Origin of the sequence: Streptomyces cyaneus (assembly GCF_004028635.1) — a bacterium.
GTDB lineage: Bacteria > Actinomycetota > Actinomycetes > Streptomycetales > Streptomycetaceae > Streptomyces > Streptomyces cyaneus.
In genome coordinates this window covers 1,222,956-1,238,160 of sequence record NZ_ML138678.1, presented here as the reverse complement: position 1 = coordinate 1,238,160, position 15,205 = coordinate 1,222,956, and the positions used below count along the sequence as shown (strand labels likewise).

Annotated in this window: 12 protein-coding genes and 1 pseudogene; 4 read left to right on the top strand and 9 right to left on the bottom strand. The window is 71.8% G+C overall.

The genetic code is table 11. The annotated features are described in order from the left end of the window. Positions 1-56 precede the first annotated feature (56 nt). Entirely contained in the window at positions 57-443 is a 387-nt protein-coding gene (locus tag EHO50_RS43885) for an effector-associated constant component EACC1 (RefSeq protein WP_164904754.1), read from the top strand. A gap of 8 nt (positions 444-451) precedes the next feature. Continuing rightward, positions 452-2,602, top strand: coding sequence for a caspase, EACC1-associated type (locus EHO50_RS05490; protein ID WP_164904753.1), 2,151 nt, complete (start codon positions 452-454; stop codon positions 2,600-2,602). An 11-nt stretch (positions 2,603-2,613) separates the two neighbouring features. Here EHO50_RS05490 and EHO50_RS05485 read toward each other — a convergent pair whose 3' ends face one another. The 3 genes from EHO50_RS05485 to EHO50_RS05475 all read right to left on the bottom strand — a co-directional run bounded on the left by EHO50_RS05485 (position 2,614) and on the right by EHO50_RS05475 (position 5,247). Then, positions 2,614-3,546 carry a bifunctional helix-turn-helix transcriptional regulator/GNAT family N-acetyltransferase gene (locus EHO50_RS05485; protein ID WP_128428621.1) on the bottom strand — a complete coding sequence of 311 codons (933 nt, stop codon included), beginning with the start codon at positions 3,544-3,546 and terminating at the stop codon, positions 2,614-2,616. A gap of 74 nt (positions 3,547-3,620) precedes the next feature. Then, on the bottom strand, positions 3,621-4,217 hold the full coding sequence (locus EHO50_RS05480) for a dihydrofolate reductase family protein (RefSeq protein ID WP_128428620.1): 597 nt from the start codon (positions 4,215-4,217) through the stop codon (positions 3,621-3,623). A 166-nt stretch (positions 4,218-4,383) separates the two neighbouring features. Next, complete coding sequence (locus EHO50_RS05475) at positions 4,384-5,247, bottom strand: hypothetical protein (RefSeq protein WP_128428619.1); 864 nt, start codon at positions 5,245-5,247, stop codon at positions 4,384-4,386. A gap of 15 nt (positions 5,248-5,262) precedes the next feature. Here EHO50_RS05475 and EHO50_RS05470 point away from each other — a divergent pair, with 15 nt between their 5' ends. Continuing rightward, positions 5,263-5,865, top strand: coding sequence for a DinB family protein (locus tag EHO50_RS05470; protein ID WP_128428618.1), 603 nt, complete (start codon positions 5,263-5,265; stop codon positions 5,863-5,865). A 48-nt stretch (positions 5,866-5,913) separates the two neighbouring features. Here the strand turns inward: EHO50_RS05470 and EHO50_RS05465 are convergent, their stop codons facing one another. Genes EHO50_RS05465 through EHO50_RS05455 form a run of 3 tightly spaced genes read right to left on the bottom strand, consistent with a single transcriptional unit; the run spans position 5,914 to position 9,049 of the window. Continuing rightward, on the bottom strand, positions 5,914-6,711 hold the full coding sequence (locus EHO50_RS05465; protein ID WP_128428994.1) for a sugar phosphate isomerase/epimerase family protein: 798 nt from the start codon (positions 6,709-6,711) through the stop codon (positions 5,914-5,916). A gap of 32 nt (positions 6,712-6,743) precedes the next feature. Next, complete coding sequence (locus EHO50_RS05460) at positions 6,744-7,895, bottom strand: dihydrodipicolinate synthase family protein (protein WP_128428617.1); 1,152 nt, start codon at positions 7,893-7,895, stop codon at positions 6,744-6,746. After that, the gene (locus EHO50_RS05455; protein WP_128428616.1) at positions 7,892-9,049 is read right to left on the bottom strand and encodes a Gfo/Idh/MocA family protein; all 1,158 of its coding nucleotides are present in this window, start codon (positions 9,047-9,049) and stop codon (positions 7,892-7,894) included. The genes EHO50_RS05460 and EHO50_RS05455 overlap by 4 nt, the downstream gene beginning before the upstream one ends. Before the next feature lie 297 nt (positions 9,050-9,346). Here EHO50_RS05455 and EHO50_RS05450 point away from each other — a divergent pair, with 297 nt between their 5' ends. Then, positions 9,347-10,393 (top strand): LacI family DNA-binding transcriptional regulator, encoded by a 1,047-nt coding sequence (locus tag EHO50_RS05450; RefSeq protein WP_128428615.1) that lies wholly within the window; start codon positions 9,347-9,349, stop codon positions 10,391-10,393. Positions 10,394-10,519: 126 nt separating this feature from the next. Here EHO50_RS05450 and EHO50_RS05445 read toward each other — a convergent pair. The 3 genes and pseudogenes from EHO50_RS05445 to EHO50_RS05440 form a co-directional block, all read right to left on the bottom strand. After that, a pseudogene (locus EHO50_RS05445) lies at positions 10,520-11,384 on the bottom strand (maleylpyruvate isomerase family mycothiol-dependent enzyme). Between the two features lie 84 nt (positions 11,385-11,468). Beyond that, positions 11,469-11,639: a hypothetical protein gene (locus EHO50_RS43880; protein ID WP_164904752.1), complete on the bottom strand. Its 171-nt coding sequence runs from the start codon at positions 11,637-11,639 to the stop codon at positions 11,469-11,471. A gap of 84 nt (positions 11,640-11,723) precedes the next feature. Continuing rightward, a complete protein-coding gene (locus EHO50_RS05440; RefSeq protein WP_128428614.1) occupies positions 11,724-15,203 on the bottom strand; it encodes an SAV_2336 N-terminal domain-related protein in 3,480 nt (1,159 codons plus the stop codon). Positions 15,204-15,205: the final 2 nt, after the last annotated feature.

Genomic DNA, 15,205 nt, shown 5'->3' with positions numbered 1-15,205 from the left:
GAAAATCACCTGCATGATGCCGAAATCGGCGGCGTGCGAGCGTGCGAGGGGGAAGCATGCGGCTCGGTATCACCGTGCTCGACGACGACGGGGGACAGCTTCGCGCACTGCAGCGCTGGCTGCTGCGGGACCCCGACACGGCGGGCGCGACTCTCACCTTGCGCGGCAGGAACGCGGCGCCCGGCGCCATGGGCCCCGGGCTCGATCTGATCGACGTCGTGCTCAGCAATGCGGTGAGCCTGGGCGGACTGCTCGTGGCCGTGGCGAGCTGGCGCCAGTCGCGGGGGAACAGGCCGAGCGTCCGGGTGGAACGCGACGGCGTCACCGTCACCGTGAGCGGCACCGACGCCGAGCAGATCGAACGGCTGGTGCGGCAGCTGACCGCGCCGCCGGCCGCCGAACCGAGCAACGGCACCCCGGCAGCGACCACCACGCCCGATTGACCTCGGCCATGAGTGAACTGTCCGAACCCGCACGCAGCAGGGCACTGCTGATCGGCGCGCATTCCTTCGCCGATCCCGGCCTCGAACCGCTGCCCGCCGTATCCCGCAACCTCACCCGGCTCGCGGAACTCCTGAGTGACTCGAGCGTGTGGGGCCTGGCCGCCGACCATGTACGTGTGCTCGCGGAACCCGACCGCGACCAGGCACTGGAGGAGGTCGCCCGACTCGCCGACGAGGCCGAGGACACCCTCCTCGTCTACTACGCGGGACACGGCTTCGTGCACGAGCTGTCCAACGAGCTCTATCTGGCCCTCCCCCGCACCAACCCCCGACGCCTCTACAGCGCCCTGCGCTACCAGGACATCCGCGAGCTCCTGCTGAGCCCGCAGACCCGGGCGCGCCGCAAAGTGGTGATCCTGGACTGCTGCTGGAGCGGCCTCGCCCTGCACGGCGCGATGTCGTCCTCGGGGCTCGGCGGGATGTCCGACATCAGCGGTACGTTCGTGCTGACCGCGACGTCGGAGACCAGGACGGCGCTGGCCCCGCCGGGGGAGACGTACACCGCGTTCACCGGTGAGCTGATCGGCGCCCTCGAAGACGGGATCCCGCAGGCGCCGCCCCTGCTCACCATGATGACGCTGTACCAGCATCTGTACGGCTCCCTGGTGGCCAAGGGCCGGCCGACTCCCCAGCAACGCAACGGCAACACGGCGGGCGCGATCGCCCTGGCCCGCAATCGCTACCGACCACCCGAAGACATGTCGGACTCATCGGCCGAGGACGAGCCGCCCGAAGACACGTCGGACCCGTCGGCCGAGGACGAGCCGGCCGGCGACGCCGCGGCCGAGAAGGCAGCGGACACGGCCGACTCCGCGTCGGCGAGAAGACGTCGGGGGCGGCTCGGTCGCCGCACGGTCGTGGTGCTGTCCGCCGTGTTGGCCGCCGCGCTGGGAACACTGCCCGTGACGTTGGACGCCTTCTTCGACGAGGGAGGGAAGGGCGGATCGTCGGACGGCGGCGGATCCGGGGGCTCCGCGAGCGCGAAGAACAGGAAGGACAACCTCGTCGTCGGCATCGGCGTGAGCGTCCCCTTGAGCGGTGACCTCGCGGAGTTGGGCAAGGGCATCAAGAACTCGGCGGAGCTGGCCGTGGAAAAGGCGAACGAGGACGCCTTCGTCCCCGGTGTCACGTTCAAGGTCCAGGCCCTGGACGACAAGGCCCAGCCCGCCACGGGGCAGATGAACGCCACGCAACTTGTCGCCGACCCCGACGTGGTCGGAGTCGTGGGGCCGCTCAACGCGGGCGTCGCGGGGAGCATGCAGAAGGTCTTCTTCGAGGCTCACCTGCCCCAGATCTCTCCTGCGAACTCCGCTCCCCAGCTCACTCTGGGCACCGACTGGCTGGGCGGCACACGGTCCAGGCCGTACGACACCTACTTCCGCACGGTGGCCAACGACACGGCGCAGGCACCCGCTGCGGCCGCATACCTGTACGGAAAGGACGGACGGCGCAGGGCTTTCGTCATCGACAACAAGCTCAACTACGGCCGGTCGATGGCGGAGATGTTCAAGGCGGCCTTCCGGGAGAAGGGCGGAACCGTCGTGGGTCAGGCTCAGGTGGACCACGAACAGCGTGACTTCACCGACGAGGTGGAGCGGGCTCGTTCTCTCGGTGCCGACGTCGTGTACTTCGGCGGCGAGTATCCTGCCGCAGCTCCGCTGAGCAAGCAGGTGCACGCCGCTGATCCCGACATCCGGGTCGCGGGCGGTGACGGTCTCTTGGACGACACGTACGCCTCCCAGGCGGGCAGCGGCGCAGCAGGAGACATCTGCACCCTCGGCGGGGCTGTCGCGGAGTCGCTCAAGTCCGCCGAGCAGTTCGTCACCGACTACAAGAAGGCCGGCTATGCGGCCCCCTACGGCCCGTACGGGGGGTACGCCTACGACGCCACCTGGGCGCTGATCCGCGCCTTCAAGGAGGGCGTGCCCGTCACCGGCGAGAAGTTGCCGTCGACGGCCCGCGAGGACCTGCGGAAAGCTGTGCAGAAGGTCGAGTTCGACGGAGCGATGGGACGGGTCGGCTTCGACGGCTACGGCGACGCCGTCACCCAGCGGGTCCAGGTCTACCAAGTGCGCGACGCCGCCTGGAAACCCGTGTGACCGGGCAGGTCTCACTCCGGCGTGCCCTGCAGATCCAGGCGCCAGTCCTGGCCGTTCAGGTCCTTGCCGAAGGAGCGGTGCGGTTTTTCGGCGACGAGGGTGAAGCCGTGCCGCTGGTAGATGCGGCGGGCGGCGGCCAGGACGTCGTTGGTCCACAGGACCAGGTCGCGGTAGCCGACGCCGCGGGCGAAGTCGACGACGGCCGCGACGAGCCGGTCGCCGATGCCGAGCCCGCGGGCGTCGGGCTCGACCAGCAGTAGCCGCAGCCGAGCCGTGGCGGGGGCCTCGTCCCGTACGACCATCACGCAGCCCACCGGCCGCCCGTCCAGCTCGGCGATCCACACCCGCTCCAGATGCGGATCGTGGTCCTGCGCGAAGTCCGCGACGATCCTCGCGACCAGCCCCTCGTAGTCGGCGTTGAAGCCGTACTCGGCGGCGTACAGCGCGGCGTTGCGCTGCACGATCCAGCCGAGGTCGCCGGGGCCGGGCTCACGCAGCAGGACGTCCTCGCGCTGGGGCGGGCGGCCGTGGGACAGGATCGTACGGACGGTCGTCATCGCCTCGGCGAGGCGCGGGCGTTCGTCGGCCGGCACCGTCGACAGCAGCGAGCCGACCGACTCGGTCGCCCGCTCCTCCAACAGCTTGCCGGTCTCCCGGCCGCGCGCGGTGAGCGTGACGCGGCGGCGCCGGGGGTCCTCCCGGGAGGGCGTGCGCTCGATGAGCCCGTCCTGCTCGAACTTGTTCAGGATCCGGCTCAAGTACCCGGCGTCCAGGGAGAGTTCGGCCCGCAGATCGGCCGCGTCGGTCCGCGGGGAGTGCGCGAGCTCGTACAGGACGCGGGACTCGGTGAGGGTGTACGGGGCGTAGAGGTGGCGGCTGTAGTCGAGGGCGCCGATGACGTTCGTGTAGAAGCGGTTGAAGGCGCGGATGTCATGGACGGTCATGATCGTCGACCCCCGGATGGTTGACTCAGTCAGAGATACCGTGGGTCGAGCGTAGGACGCCCGCGCCTTCGCTGCTAGTCCTCGGCGGCCGGCCGGTAGACGCACACCTGTACGCCCGTCTTCCCGGTGACCGTGGACACGAGCTCGAACGGCCGCTTCCCGCCGTCCTCGGGGAAGATCGACTTGCCGCCGCCCAGCAGCACCGGCATCACGACGAGCTGGAGCTCGTCGACCAGACCTTCCTGGATGAGGGTCCGCACGAGGGTGGGGCTGCCCATCATCGCCAGGTCGCCGCCCTCGCGCTCACGCAGTTCGCGGATCCGGGCGACGGCCTCGCCGCCCGGGATGCGGGTGGTGTTGTCCCAGGTCAGCTCGTCGTCGCCGAGGGTGTCGGTCACGACATACTTCTTCAGGGAGTTCAGCCGGTCGGCGAAGGGGTCACCGGCCCGCTCGGGCCAGGCTGCGGCCATCGTCAGATACGTGCGACGCCCGTACAGCAGCGCCTCGGCCTTCTCCAGCCCCTCGGTGAACGTGGCGCCGAGCACCTCCGGGTCGAAGTACGGGTGCGACCAGCCACCGTGTGCGAACCCGCCGTCGGTGTCCTCCTCGGGTCCGCCGGGGGCCTGCACGACGCCGTCGAGGCTGATGAACTCGGTGATCACGATGCGCATGGAAGACACTCCTGGTTCTTGCGTTCGGGTGCTGCTCGGGTGCTGCGGGGTGCTGCTCGGGTGATTACGGCAATGGAGACCGGAGCGGGGCCCGGAAATCATCGGTGGGGCCAGTGATAGACGCGGAACGAGGGATTCGGCAGGGGGTGCGGCCCTCAAGCGGCTCTCAAGCGGCCCTCGGGCAGGCGCTCAGCGGAACGCTGGTCACGTCGTCGCCGTATTCGCCGCCGAGGTCCCGGACGAACCGATAGCACTGCTTGGCCGGGGCGTCCGCCTTTGCCCCGTATACGTCTTCGATCAGGACGGTGACGGTGGCGGTACGCCCCCTGCGCTGGACGGTCCTGACGTCGAAGTGGCCGAGCTTGCCGGTGGGGTCGAGGGCGCGCTGCACTCCGGTGGGTGTCAGCTCCATGGTGCTCATCTGCGCGATGCGGCTCCGCGCGGTGCCGGCCCAGGTGCCGATCCGCGTGCCCGGCAGGCACTCCTCGTAGTCCCGCACGGCCACGGTGGACGTCCAGTCCGAACCGGAGTCCCGGGTGAAGGTGAAGCGCAGGCAGCGTGCGATCTGAACGGAGCCGCTTCCCAGAATCACCCCCTCGCTGTCGTAGAAGTCGGCCCTGCGCGCGGTGGCGGTGAACCGGTGATGTGCCGGGTCGTAGCTGATGAGCGGCGTTTCGCTGTGCCGCCAGATCACCCCGGTCAGCGTGTCGGCATCGGCGCCGGAACCGCTCGCGGTGAGCGCATGGCTGGTGTCGTCCGCCTGCTCATGGGCGCGCCGGAGAATGGAGTTCAGGGTGTCCTGCTGCCGCTCGCTGTTCACCTGGTCGGCGTGCCAGACCGTGTACCAGAAGTACGCGACAAGGGCAGCCGGAATCATCAGCAGCACCAGACAGCAGCTGGCGGCACGCCGGGTTACGGGTCCGGCACCCTCTGGTCTTCCCCCGTTGCTCATCCGGATGATGTACCAGCCGCCGTCGCCGGCGGGGAAGTCACCGGCCCCGAAAAGACGGTGACGGAGGATCATCTCCATGGCCAGACTGGCCCGATGACGACCGGATCGGACCTCACGGCGGACCTCCGCCGCTGCCTCCAGGACGCGCGCGACGTCCTCCTCTGGAAGCTCGAAGGCCTGTCGGAGTACGACGTCCGCCGCCCCATGACCCCCACCGGCACCAATCTGCTGGGCCTGGTCAAGCACGTGACCGGCGCGGAGGCGTTCTACTTCGGCGACACCTTCGGCCGCCCCTGCCCGGCACCCCCACTATGGATCACCGGCGACGCCCCCGAGCCGAATGCCGACCTGTGGGCGACCGCCGACGAGACGCGCGAACAGATCGTCGACGACTACCGCCGGGTCTGCGCCCACGCCGACGTGACGATCGAGACCCTGCCTCTCGACGCGGTCGGCCGAATCCCCGGGGAGACGCCGATCGACATCACGCTCCACCGGGTTCTCGTCCACATGATCGGCGAGACCCACCGTCACGCCGGCCACGCGGACATAGTGCGCGAACTCGTCGACGGGGCAACGGGGTTGCGCACGGGGGACTCCAACATGGCGCCAGGTGACGTGGAGTGGTGGGACAAGCACCGGGAGCGGGTGGAGGAGGCGGCTCTCGCGGCCCAGCGGGAGCGCATCGGCCGCTGAAGCACAGGGTGGTCCGCCCTCCCGGCGCGGGCGGACCACCCCGCCTCACTACGCGGCGTGCTCCACGAAACGCCGCGCGGTCTCGGCCAGCACTTCCCGTCCGTCCCGCGCCCACAGCACGTCGTTGAACAGCTCGACTTCGATGGCCCCGCGGTAACCGGCGGCCTCGACGTACCCCTTCCACTCCCGCATGTCGATCGCCCCGTCCCCGATCTGACCGCGGCCGGTCAGGACGCCTTCCGGCAAGGGCGTCGTCCAGTCGGCGAGTTGGAAGGTGTGGATACGGCCGCCCGCCCCCGCCCGTGCGATCTGCTCCGGAGCCGTGTCGTCCCACCAGATGTGGTACGTGTCCACCGTGACGCCGACCTGGTGGGCCGGGAAGCGTTCCGCGAGGTCCAGGGCCTGGGCCAGGGTCGAGACCACGCAGCGGTCGGAGGCGTACATCGGGTGCAGCGGCTCGATGGCCAGCTTCACGCCGCGCTCCTCGGCGTACGGGCCCAGCTCGCCGAGCGCGTCGGCGATCCGCTCCCGCGCCCCGTGCAGGTCCTTGGAGCCGGCCGGCAGGCCGCCCGAGACCAGGACCAGCACGTCCGTGCCCAGCGTCGCCGCCTCGTCGACGGCCCGGCGGTTGTCGTCCAGCGCCTTCGCCCGCTCCTGCGGGTCGATCGCCGTGAAGAAGCCGCCGCGGCACAGGGTGGTGACCGTAAGGCCCGCGTCGCGCACCAGCTTGGCCGTCGCCTCCAGGCCGTACGTCTGGACGGGTTCGCGCCACAGGCCGACGTTCACCACGCCCAAATCGCCGCAGATCTCGACCAGTTCGGGCATGCTCAGCTGCTTCACCGTCATCTGGTTGATGGAGAAGCGTTCAAGTCCGGTGCTCACTGGGCCACTCCGTACAGGGCGAGCAGGTTCTTCATCCGCTCCTCGGCCAGCTTGGGGTCAGGGAACAGGCCCAGTCCGTCGGCGAGTTCGTAGGCGCGGGCGAAGTGCGGCAGGGAGCGGGCCGACTGCAGGCCCCCGACCATGGTGAAGTGCGACTGGTGGCCGGCCAGCCAGGCCAGGAACACCACGCCGGTCTTGTAGAAGCGGGTGGGCGCCTGGAAGAGGTGGCGGGACAGCTCGACCGTCGGGTCGAGGAGCTCACGGAAGCCGGCCACGTTCCCGGTGTCGAGGACGCGCACCGCCTCGGCCGCCAGCGGGCCCAGCGGGTCGAAGATGCCGAGCAGGGCGTGGCTGAAGCCCTGCTCGTCGCCCGCGATCAGCTCGGGGTAGTTGAAGTCGTCGCCGGTGTAGCAGCGCACGCCCTGCGGGAGGCGGCGGCGGATGTCGATCTCCCGCTGCGCCTCCAGCAGCGACACCTTGATGCCGTCCACCTTGTCGGGGTGCGCGGCGATGACCTCCAGGAAGGTGTCGGTGGCCGCGTCGAGGTCGCTCGACCCCCAGTAGCCCTCCAGCGCCGGATCGAACATCGGGCCCAGCCAGTGCAGGACCACCGGCTCGGCGGACTGGCGCAGGAGGTGGCCGTAGACCTCCAGGTAGTCCTCGGGCCCGGAGGCCGCGGCGGCCAGCGCCCGGGACGCCATCAGGATGGCCTGCGCACCGGACTCCTCGACGAGGGCGAGCTGCTCCTCGTAGGCGGCCCGGACCTCGGCGAGCGAACCGCCGGCGATCTGGTCGGTGCCCACACCGCAGGCGATCCGGCCGCCGACCGCCTTCGCCTCGGCGGCGCTGCGCCGGATCAGCTCGGCCGCGCCCGCCCAGTCCAGGCCCATCCCGCGCTGGGCGGTGTCCATGGCCTCGGCGACGCCGAGCCCGTGGGACCACAGGTGACGGCGGAAGGCGAGGGTGGCGTCCCAGTCGACGGCGGCGGGCGAGTCGGGCGACACATCGGCGTACGGGTCGGCGACGACGTGCGCCGCCGAGAAGACCGTACGGGAGGTCAGGGGCGCCCCCGGCGTGAGGGTGAGCGGCTCGCTGCGGGGCTCGTACGCCCGCACGCCGCCCTTGAAGTCAGGCAGTCGGATCGTCACAGCGAGATCTCCGGTACGTCGATACGGCGGCCCTCGGCCGAGGACTTCAGGCCCAGCTCGGCGAGCTGGACGCCGCGGGCGCCGGCGAGGAGGTCCCAGTGGTAGGGGGCGTCGGCGTAGACGTGCTTGAGGAACAGCTCCCACTGGGCCTTGAAGCCGTTGTCGAACTCGGCGTTGTCCGGGACCTCCTGCCACTGGTCGCGGAAGGAGTAGGTGGCCGGGATGTCCGGGTTCCAGACCGGCTTGGGGGTGAGGGAGCGGTGCTGGACGCGACAGTTGCGCAGGCCCGCGACCGCGGAGCCCTCGGTGCCGTCCACCTGGAATTCCACCAGCTCGTCGCGGTTGACGCGCACGGCCCAGGAGGAGTTGATCTGGGCGAGGGCGCCGCCTTCGAGCTCGAAGATGCCGTACGCGGCGTCGTCGGCGGTGGCGTCGTACGGCTTGCCGTTCTCGTCCCAGCGCTGCGGGATGTGGGTGGTGGCGATGGCCTGGACGGACTTCACCCGGCCGAACAGCTCGTGCAGCACGTACTCCCAGTGCGGGAACATGTCGACAACGATGCCACCGCCGTCCTCGGCCCGGTAGTTCCACGACGGGCGCTGCGCGTCCTGCCAGTCGCCCTCGAAGACCCAGTAGCCGAACTCGCCGCGGATGGAGAGGATCCGGCCGAAGAAGCCCCCGTCGATGAGCCGCTTCAGCTTCAGCAGGCCCGGCAGGAAGAGCTTGTCCTGCACGACGCCGTGCTTGATGCCGGCGTCGGCGGCCAGGCGGGCGAGCTCCAGGGCGCCCTCCAGCCCGGTGGCCGTCGGCTTCTCGGTGTAGATGTGCTTGCCCGCGGTGATCGCCTTCCTGATCGCCTCCTCGCGGGCGGAGGTGACCTGGGCGTCGAAGTAGATGTCGACGGTCGGGTCGGCGAGGACCGCGTCGACGTCGGTCGAGACGTTCTCCAGGCCCAGGCCGTGCTGCTCGGCGAGCGCCTTCAGGGCGTGCTCGCGGCGGCCGACCAGGATCGGCTCCGGCCACAGCACGGTGCCGTCACCGAGGTCGAGGCCGCCCTGCTCACGGATGGCCAGGATGGAGCGGACCAGGTGCTGGCGGTAGCCCATGCGCCCGGTCACACCGTTCATGGCGATACGCACCGTCTTGCGTGTCACGTCGTTCCCTTCGTAGGCGTCGTACGCGGTTCTGCGTGCCGCGTACGCCCCCCCAACCTGATGAGCGTCACAGCAAGCGCTTTCTATCCGATAAGAAGCTAGCCTCTGACCAGGGGTCCGGACAAGACCGTGACCGGGTTGAGTTGTTCGAGGGGACGAACAACGGGGGTTCTTGGCCGTAAGGTCTGCTCGACATACACGGAACCGTGGCCGCCGACGGCCTGTCTACGAGGAGGCAGGCCTGTCTGTGAGCAGTACGAGGTGGTACGACGAGATGCGCGACCGGAGGACGACGAGATGACGGTGACCCTGGCGGACGTGGCGGCCCGCGCCCAGGTCTCCCCCGCGACGGTGTCGCGCGTGCTGAACGGGAATTACCCCGTCGCCGCCTCCACCCGTGAGCGGGTGCTGCGGGCGGTGGACGAGCTGGACTACGTACTGAACGGTCCCGCGAGCGCGCTGGCCGCGGCCACCTCCGACCTGGTCGGCATCCTGGTCAACGACATCGCCGACCCCTTCTTCGGGATCATGGCGAGCGCGATCCAGTTGGAGATCGGAGGGCCGGGCGGCCGGGCCGGCGGCGAGCGGCTGGCCGTGGTCTGCAACACGGGCGGCTCCCCGGAGCGCGAGCTGACGTACCTGACCCTGCTCCAGCGGCAGCGGGCGGCCGCGGTCGTCCTGACCGGCGGCGCGGTCGAGGACGCGCCGCACGCGGCGGCGGTCGCGGCGAAGCTGCGGAAGCTGGCGGACGCCGGGACGCGCGTGGTGCTGTGCGGTCGGCCGCCGGCGTCGGACACCGGTGCGATCGCGCTGACCTTCGACAACCGCGGCGGCGGCCGTGAGCTGACCGAGCACTTGATCGGGCTGGGGCATCGACGCCTCGGCTACATCGCGGGCCCGCAGGAGCGCACGACGACCCGGCACCGGCTGGAGGGCCACCGGGCGGCGCTGGAGGCGCACGGGATCCAGGAGGACCCGCGCTGGACGGTCTACGGCCGCTACGACCGGCAGTCCGGCTACGAGGCCACGCTGGAGCTGCTGCGCCGGGATCCGTCGCTCACGGCCGTGGTCGCGGCGAACGACTCCGTCGCGCTCGGGGCGTGTGCGGCGCTGCGGGACTCGGGGCTGCGGATTCCGGACGATGTGTCGGTGGCGGGCTTCGACGACCTTCCGTTCAGCATCGATGCGGTGCCTTCCCTGACGACGGTGCGGTTGCCGTTGTCGGAGGCGGGGGCGCGGGCCGGGCGGATCGCCATGGGGCGGGAGGAGCCGCCGCCCGGGGGGATCGCGACGATTCGGGGGGAGCTGATGGTCCGGGGGTCTTCCGGGGGGCCTCGGGGGTAGCAGCTGCTGGGAGCTGCTCCTGTGGGGTCCGACTCCGTATGGGGTCCGACTCCGTATGGGATCCGACTCCGTATGGGATCCGACTCCGTATGGGGTTCGCGGGGTGCGGTCTCGGGGGCTGTCCCGTCAGCGGACGATGGACACGATCCGGCAGGCGGCTTCCGCGAGCCTGCGGTCGCCGTCGGTGCGGGCACGGGTGAGCGCGTCGGCCGGTTCGATGCCGCGTACGCACAGGCGCCAGGCCGTCTCCGGGTCCAGGTGGACGAGGGCGGCGGGGCGGCCGACGGTCGGTTCGGCCAGGGACCAATCGCCCCTGGTGGTGGTGGCCGTGGCCGTCCAGATTCCGCCGGCGAGGCCGTCCACGTGGACCTGGAGCTGGGTGCCGGCGGGGGCGGTGGTGTCGCGCAGGGTGTGCGGCAGGGCGCGCAGGAAGGTGTCCAGGACCATGGAGAGGGGCCTCGGGTCGGGGTCGGTGTCCTGGCCGGTGGCGTGGCGGATCTGCTGGCGGTGAGTCCAGTACTCGGTGAACTCCCGTGCGGTGTCCAGCCACAACGGCGCCGGATCGACACCGGCCCAGGAGACCCCGATCGAGGGCGCCGCAGGGTCGGTGCCCTCGAAGAGGCGGGCCACCTGAGCGCCGACCAGCTCCAGGGTGTCGGTGAGCGCGGCGGGGCTGACCCTGGCGTTGGCGTCGACCCACTGCTGGTTGATGCGGTGGATGTACGCCGCCAAGTCCTCGCCGGGCGCGAAGCCGGGGCTTTCCCTGTGCCCGTCGCGGTGCCGGGCGAGGCGCCCGTAGCAGTCGCCCAGCAGGTGCGCGGCGACATCGTGCAGGCTCCAGCCGGGCACCGCCTCCCGGGCCCAGTCGGCCGGGGCCAGTGCGCGCAGGGTGGCGATCAGGGCGGTGTGCTCGGGGGCGAAGAGGGGGCGGGCGTCGATCGGGGGGGCCGAGCCAGGTGAGGTCGGGCGGTGCTGTGTGCTGCGGGTCCATGAACTCCAGGTTGGCGTCCCGGTGTTCGGGCGGCCAACGGATTTAGGCGCCAACGGATTTACCGGTCGCCGGTCCGAGCGGGAGTCACTCGGAGCGGTCGGAGACGTCGGTGCGCTCGAGCGGTCGCTCCGGGCCGGCCATGACGAGGGCCGCGAGTACCAGGAAGGCGTTGGCGGTACGGGACTTGAGGCGGGTGAGGTCGATCGGAGGGCCGAGCCAGGGGTGGTCGGGCGGTGCTGTGCGCTGCGGGTCCATGAACTCCAGGTTGGCGTCCCGGTGTTCGGGCGGCCAACGGATTTAGCGGCCAAGGGATTTACCGGTCGCCGGTCCGAGCGGGAGTCACTTGGAGCGGTCGGGGACGTCGGTGCGCTCGAGCGGTCGCTCCGGGCCGGCCATGACGAGGGCCGCGAGCTCCAGGAAGGCGTTGGCGGTACGGGACTTGAGGCGGGTGAGGTCGATCGGGCGGGGGTCGGCCAGGTGGGGGTCGTAGGGAATGACGGTGGCGGCCGGAAAGCGGTCCAGGGCGTCGGAGCGCGCGATCTCGGCCGCGGACTGGTTGACCCCGGTGAGTGTCGCGGCGACGACGGCACGGTCCGCGAGGGCGCCCCAGCCGCGGCCGCGCAGGTCGTCGAGGATGTCCCCGGCGATGGCGAGCGCGTCCTCCCGGGCGGTGCAGCAGACGACGAGTTGGTCCGTGTGCTCCAGCACCACGTTCGCGGGGGCGTCGAGCCGGCTGGCCGCCCAGTCGGTGAGGACGACCGGGTAGTGCCGGGTCACCAGCGTCATGATGTGGCGGTACTCGTCTGCGTACGCGGGGCTCGGCGTGGCGCGCAGGGCGCGATGGGCGAGCACCTGGAGACCGGACGGCAGCAGGCTCGTGTGCCGGCGGATCTCCTCGTACGGGGCGTCCGCCGCCAGCCGCGTCAGCTGGCGCGGGGTCGAGGACGCGTCCGGGGGCAGGTGGACGTGCAGGTCACCGGCGGCAGGTGCGCCGTCCAGGGCCAGCACGGCCTGGTCGCGCAGCGCGACGAGGAGCGAGCCCAGGACCACCGTCGTGGTCACCCGGCCGGAGTTGGACTGGGCGCCGACCAGGGCGATGCGCCTGCTGTGGGCGAGCGGGCGACGCACCACGGCGAGTCTGGGGGCGCGCTCGCGGTTGCCGAAGCGGCCGAAGGACGGTTGCCGTTGCCGGGAGACGGTGGCCCGCGACGGCACGCCGGGCCTTCGCGCCGGCAGCCCGCCCTGTTCCGGTGACGGTGCCGGTGCCGGGCTCGGCGTCAGCGGCGGCGCCCCGGCCGGTCCGCGTACCGGCACCGGCGGGGCGGCCCCCGTCGCCGCCCCGCCGCGCATCGCCTGCGCGATCGCCACGTACTGCGCCAGCTTGTCGGCCACCTCGCCGGCCGCGGGGCGCGCCGCGGGATCGGGGTCCAGACACCTGAGGACGAGCTCTCGCAGCGGCTGCCAGGTGTCGCCCGACCAGCGGTGCATGCCCTCGGGAGAGCCGGGGAGCGGCGGCCGCGGACGGCTGCTGACCTGCCTCAGGAGCTCGCCGAGGTCCCTGATGTTGCCCTCTTTCGTGGGCGGGACGCCCGAGCCGTGGAACTCGCCGTCGATGGCACAGTCCGCCAGCCCCGTCAGCAGCACCGTCCGCTCCAGAACCACCACCGAGTCGGCCGAGAGGTCCGCGGGCACCAGCTCGTTGAGGTGACAGACGCTCAGCGCGCTGGCCAGATGCCATCCGAGCTGGAGGCTGGTGAGAATGTCGAAGGCGCCGGCCTGGTCGGGGCCGACGTACGCGAGAAGGTCGCTCAGGCGTGGCGGCTGGGCGTTGGAGCCGCCCGCCGACGGAAACAGCCGTACGGCGATCCACCGGGTCCGGCCGTCCTGGCCGGTGTCCAGCAGATCGGGCGCGTAACGGCCGTCCAGCCGGGCCAGCGCCTCCGCCTCGGTGTCCAGCAACTGGGCGGTGGAGGCGGGCAGTTCGGGCCGTACGGTGCGCAGCGCCACCTCCGCGCCCCGCTGGTCCACGCCGAGGTAGACGACGGTACGGCGGCCCAGGCGGCGCCCGCGCAGTTCGTAGTGGCCGAGGCGGGTGGGGTCCTGCGGGGTGAGGGGGTTCCACACCGGGGGCCGTACCACCCGGGGTGGCGGCTCGGCCGCCGGGCCGGGCACGGTCACACCGAACCGGGCCATCAGCCGGCGTTCGACGGCGGTGAAGGACGGGAAGGCGGCCGGCAGCCGGTCCACGCCCTCGGGGTGGGCGAGCCAGGCCGGGAAGTCCGGGGAGCGGCCCGCCAGTTGTTCCAGACGCCGCCCGATACGGCGTCCGGTGCGCAGCAGTTCGCCGCTCGGTACGGCGTCCAGCAGGGCCGTCTTGCTCTCCTCGGTGAAGTCGAAGACGCGGTGCTTGGCGGGCAGCGGGCCCGGTACGGGGGCGGGGTAGGGGTGGATGAGACCGCCGAGGAAGACCTCCGCGAGATGCGTGGTGCGGGCCTCCCACGGCACCGCCGACTGCACCAGGCGCATCACCGGGACGGAGACCGGGGAGACCGCGGCCAGATGGGCGGCCAGCCGGTAGGCCTCGGGGGAGGCCGCGTCCCGGAAGTGCTGGAGGCTGCCCACCTCGCGGGGCGGCGCGACGGGACCGCGCTGCCAGGGGCGGGCCAGCAGCGGCAGCTCGACGGTCGTACCCGGTGACGTCAGGAGTTCGGCCCAGGTGCGCAGGGAGGCGGCCGTGGGCTGCAGGACCGGGATGGGGACGCCGGTGAACTCGGCGAGCTCCTTGGGCAGTACGCGGTCGGTGATGTGCCAGGACGTGTTGGCGCCGCCCGGCCTGCGGGTGGTGGCCTGCCATCGGTCGGCCTGGATGCCGGAGCCGCCCCACAGGGCCGGCGGCAGGGTGTGCAGGACGGCCACCGGGCCTTTGGTGGCCCACTCCAGCAGGACGTCGTGGACGGCGCCGCCGCGCCATCCGGAGCCCATGCCGTCGCTCACGACGAGGACGAGGGTCTGGCCGGAGGGGTCGAGCAGCACCGAGGGGGACAGTACGGAGCTGTCCGGGTCGAAGGGGTGGCCGCGCAGCACGGGGCCGTCGACGGAGCGGGTGTCGATGCCGCGGACCTGGATCGACCGGAAGGCGCCGAGTCGTTGCAGGGTGGTCAGCAGCTCGGCCGTGAGCCGGTGCCACAGCAGCATCGACAGACCGTCGTCGACCACCACGACGAGGTTCAGCCAGCGCACCCGCGTGGGCCGCAGCACCACGTCGGGCAACCGGGTCTCGGCCAGCTGGGCCGCCGTGGCCGCCTCGTCCAGCTCACGCAGCCGGGGGCTCGGCCGCTTCCGCTTGAGGGGGCGCAGCGCCCGCCCGATCACCAGCTCGTCGCGCAGGGCCTTCTCCTCCGGCACGAGCAGGGGGAGAGCCGGTTTGCCGGGGTCCGCCGCCGGGGGCAGCCGGGGCAGCCCGGGCGACTGCTGGGGCAACTCCTGGGGCAGCGGCGCGGCGTGCAGCTCGGGCATCGTCAGGTCGGGCAGGTCGGAGCCGGGGACCTCGCCGTCGGGCTCCGTGACGCGCTCGTCGGGGAGCGGCTCCTGCGGGGGCGACGGCTGCGCGGGGATCCCGGCACCGCGCAGCAGGCGCCGCAGCGGCAGCTCACGGTCGTCTCGCGGCAGCCGACTGGCCAGCCACAGCACGTCCAGCACCTCATGGGCGTCGAGGTCGTACCCCGCACCCTTGAGCACACCGAGCACCGCGCCCAGACGGTCGGCTCCTGTCGCCGGTGTCTGTGGCCCCTCCCCGGCGGCCCCCCACCGCTGCCGCACGG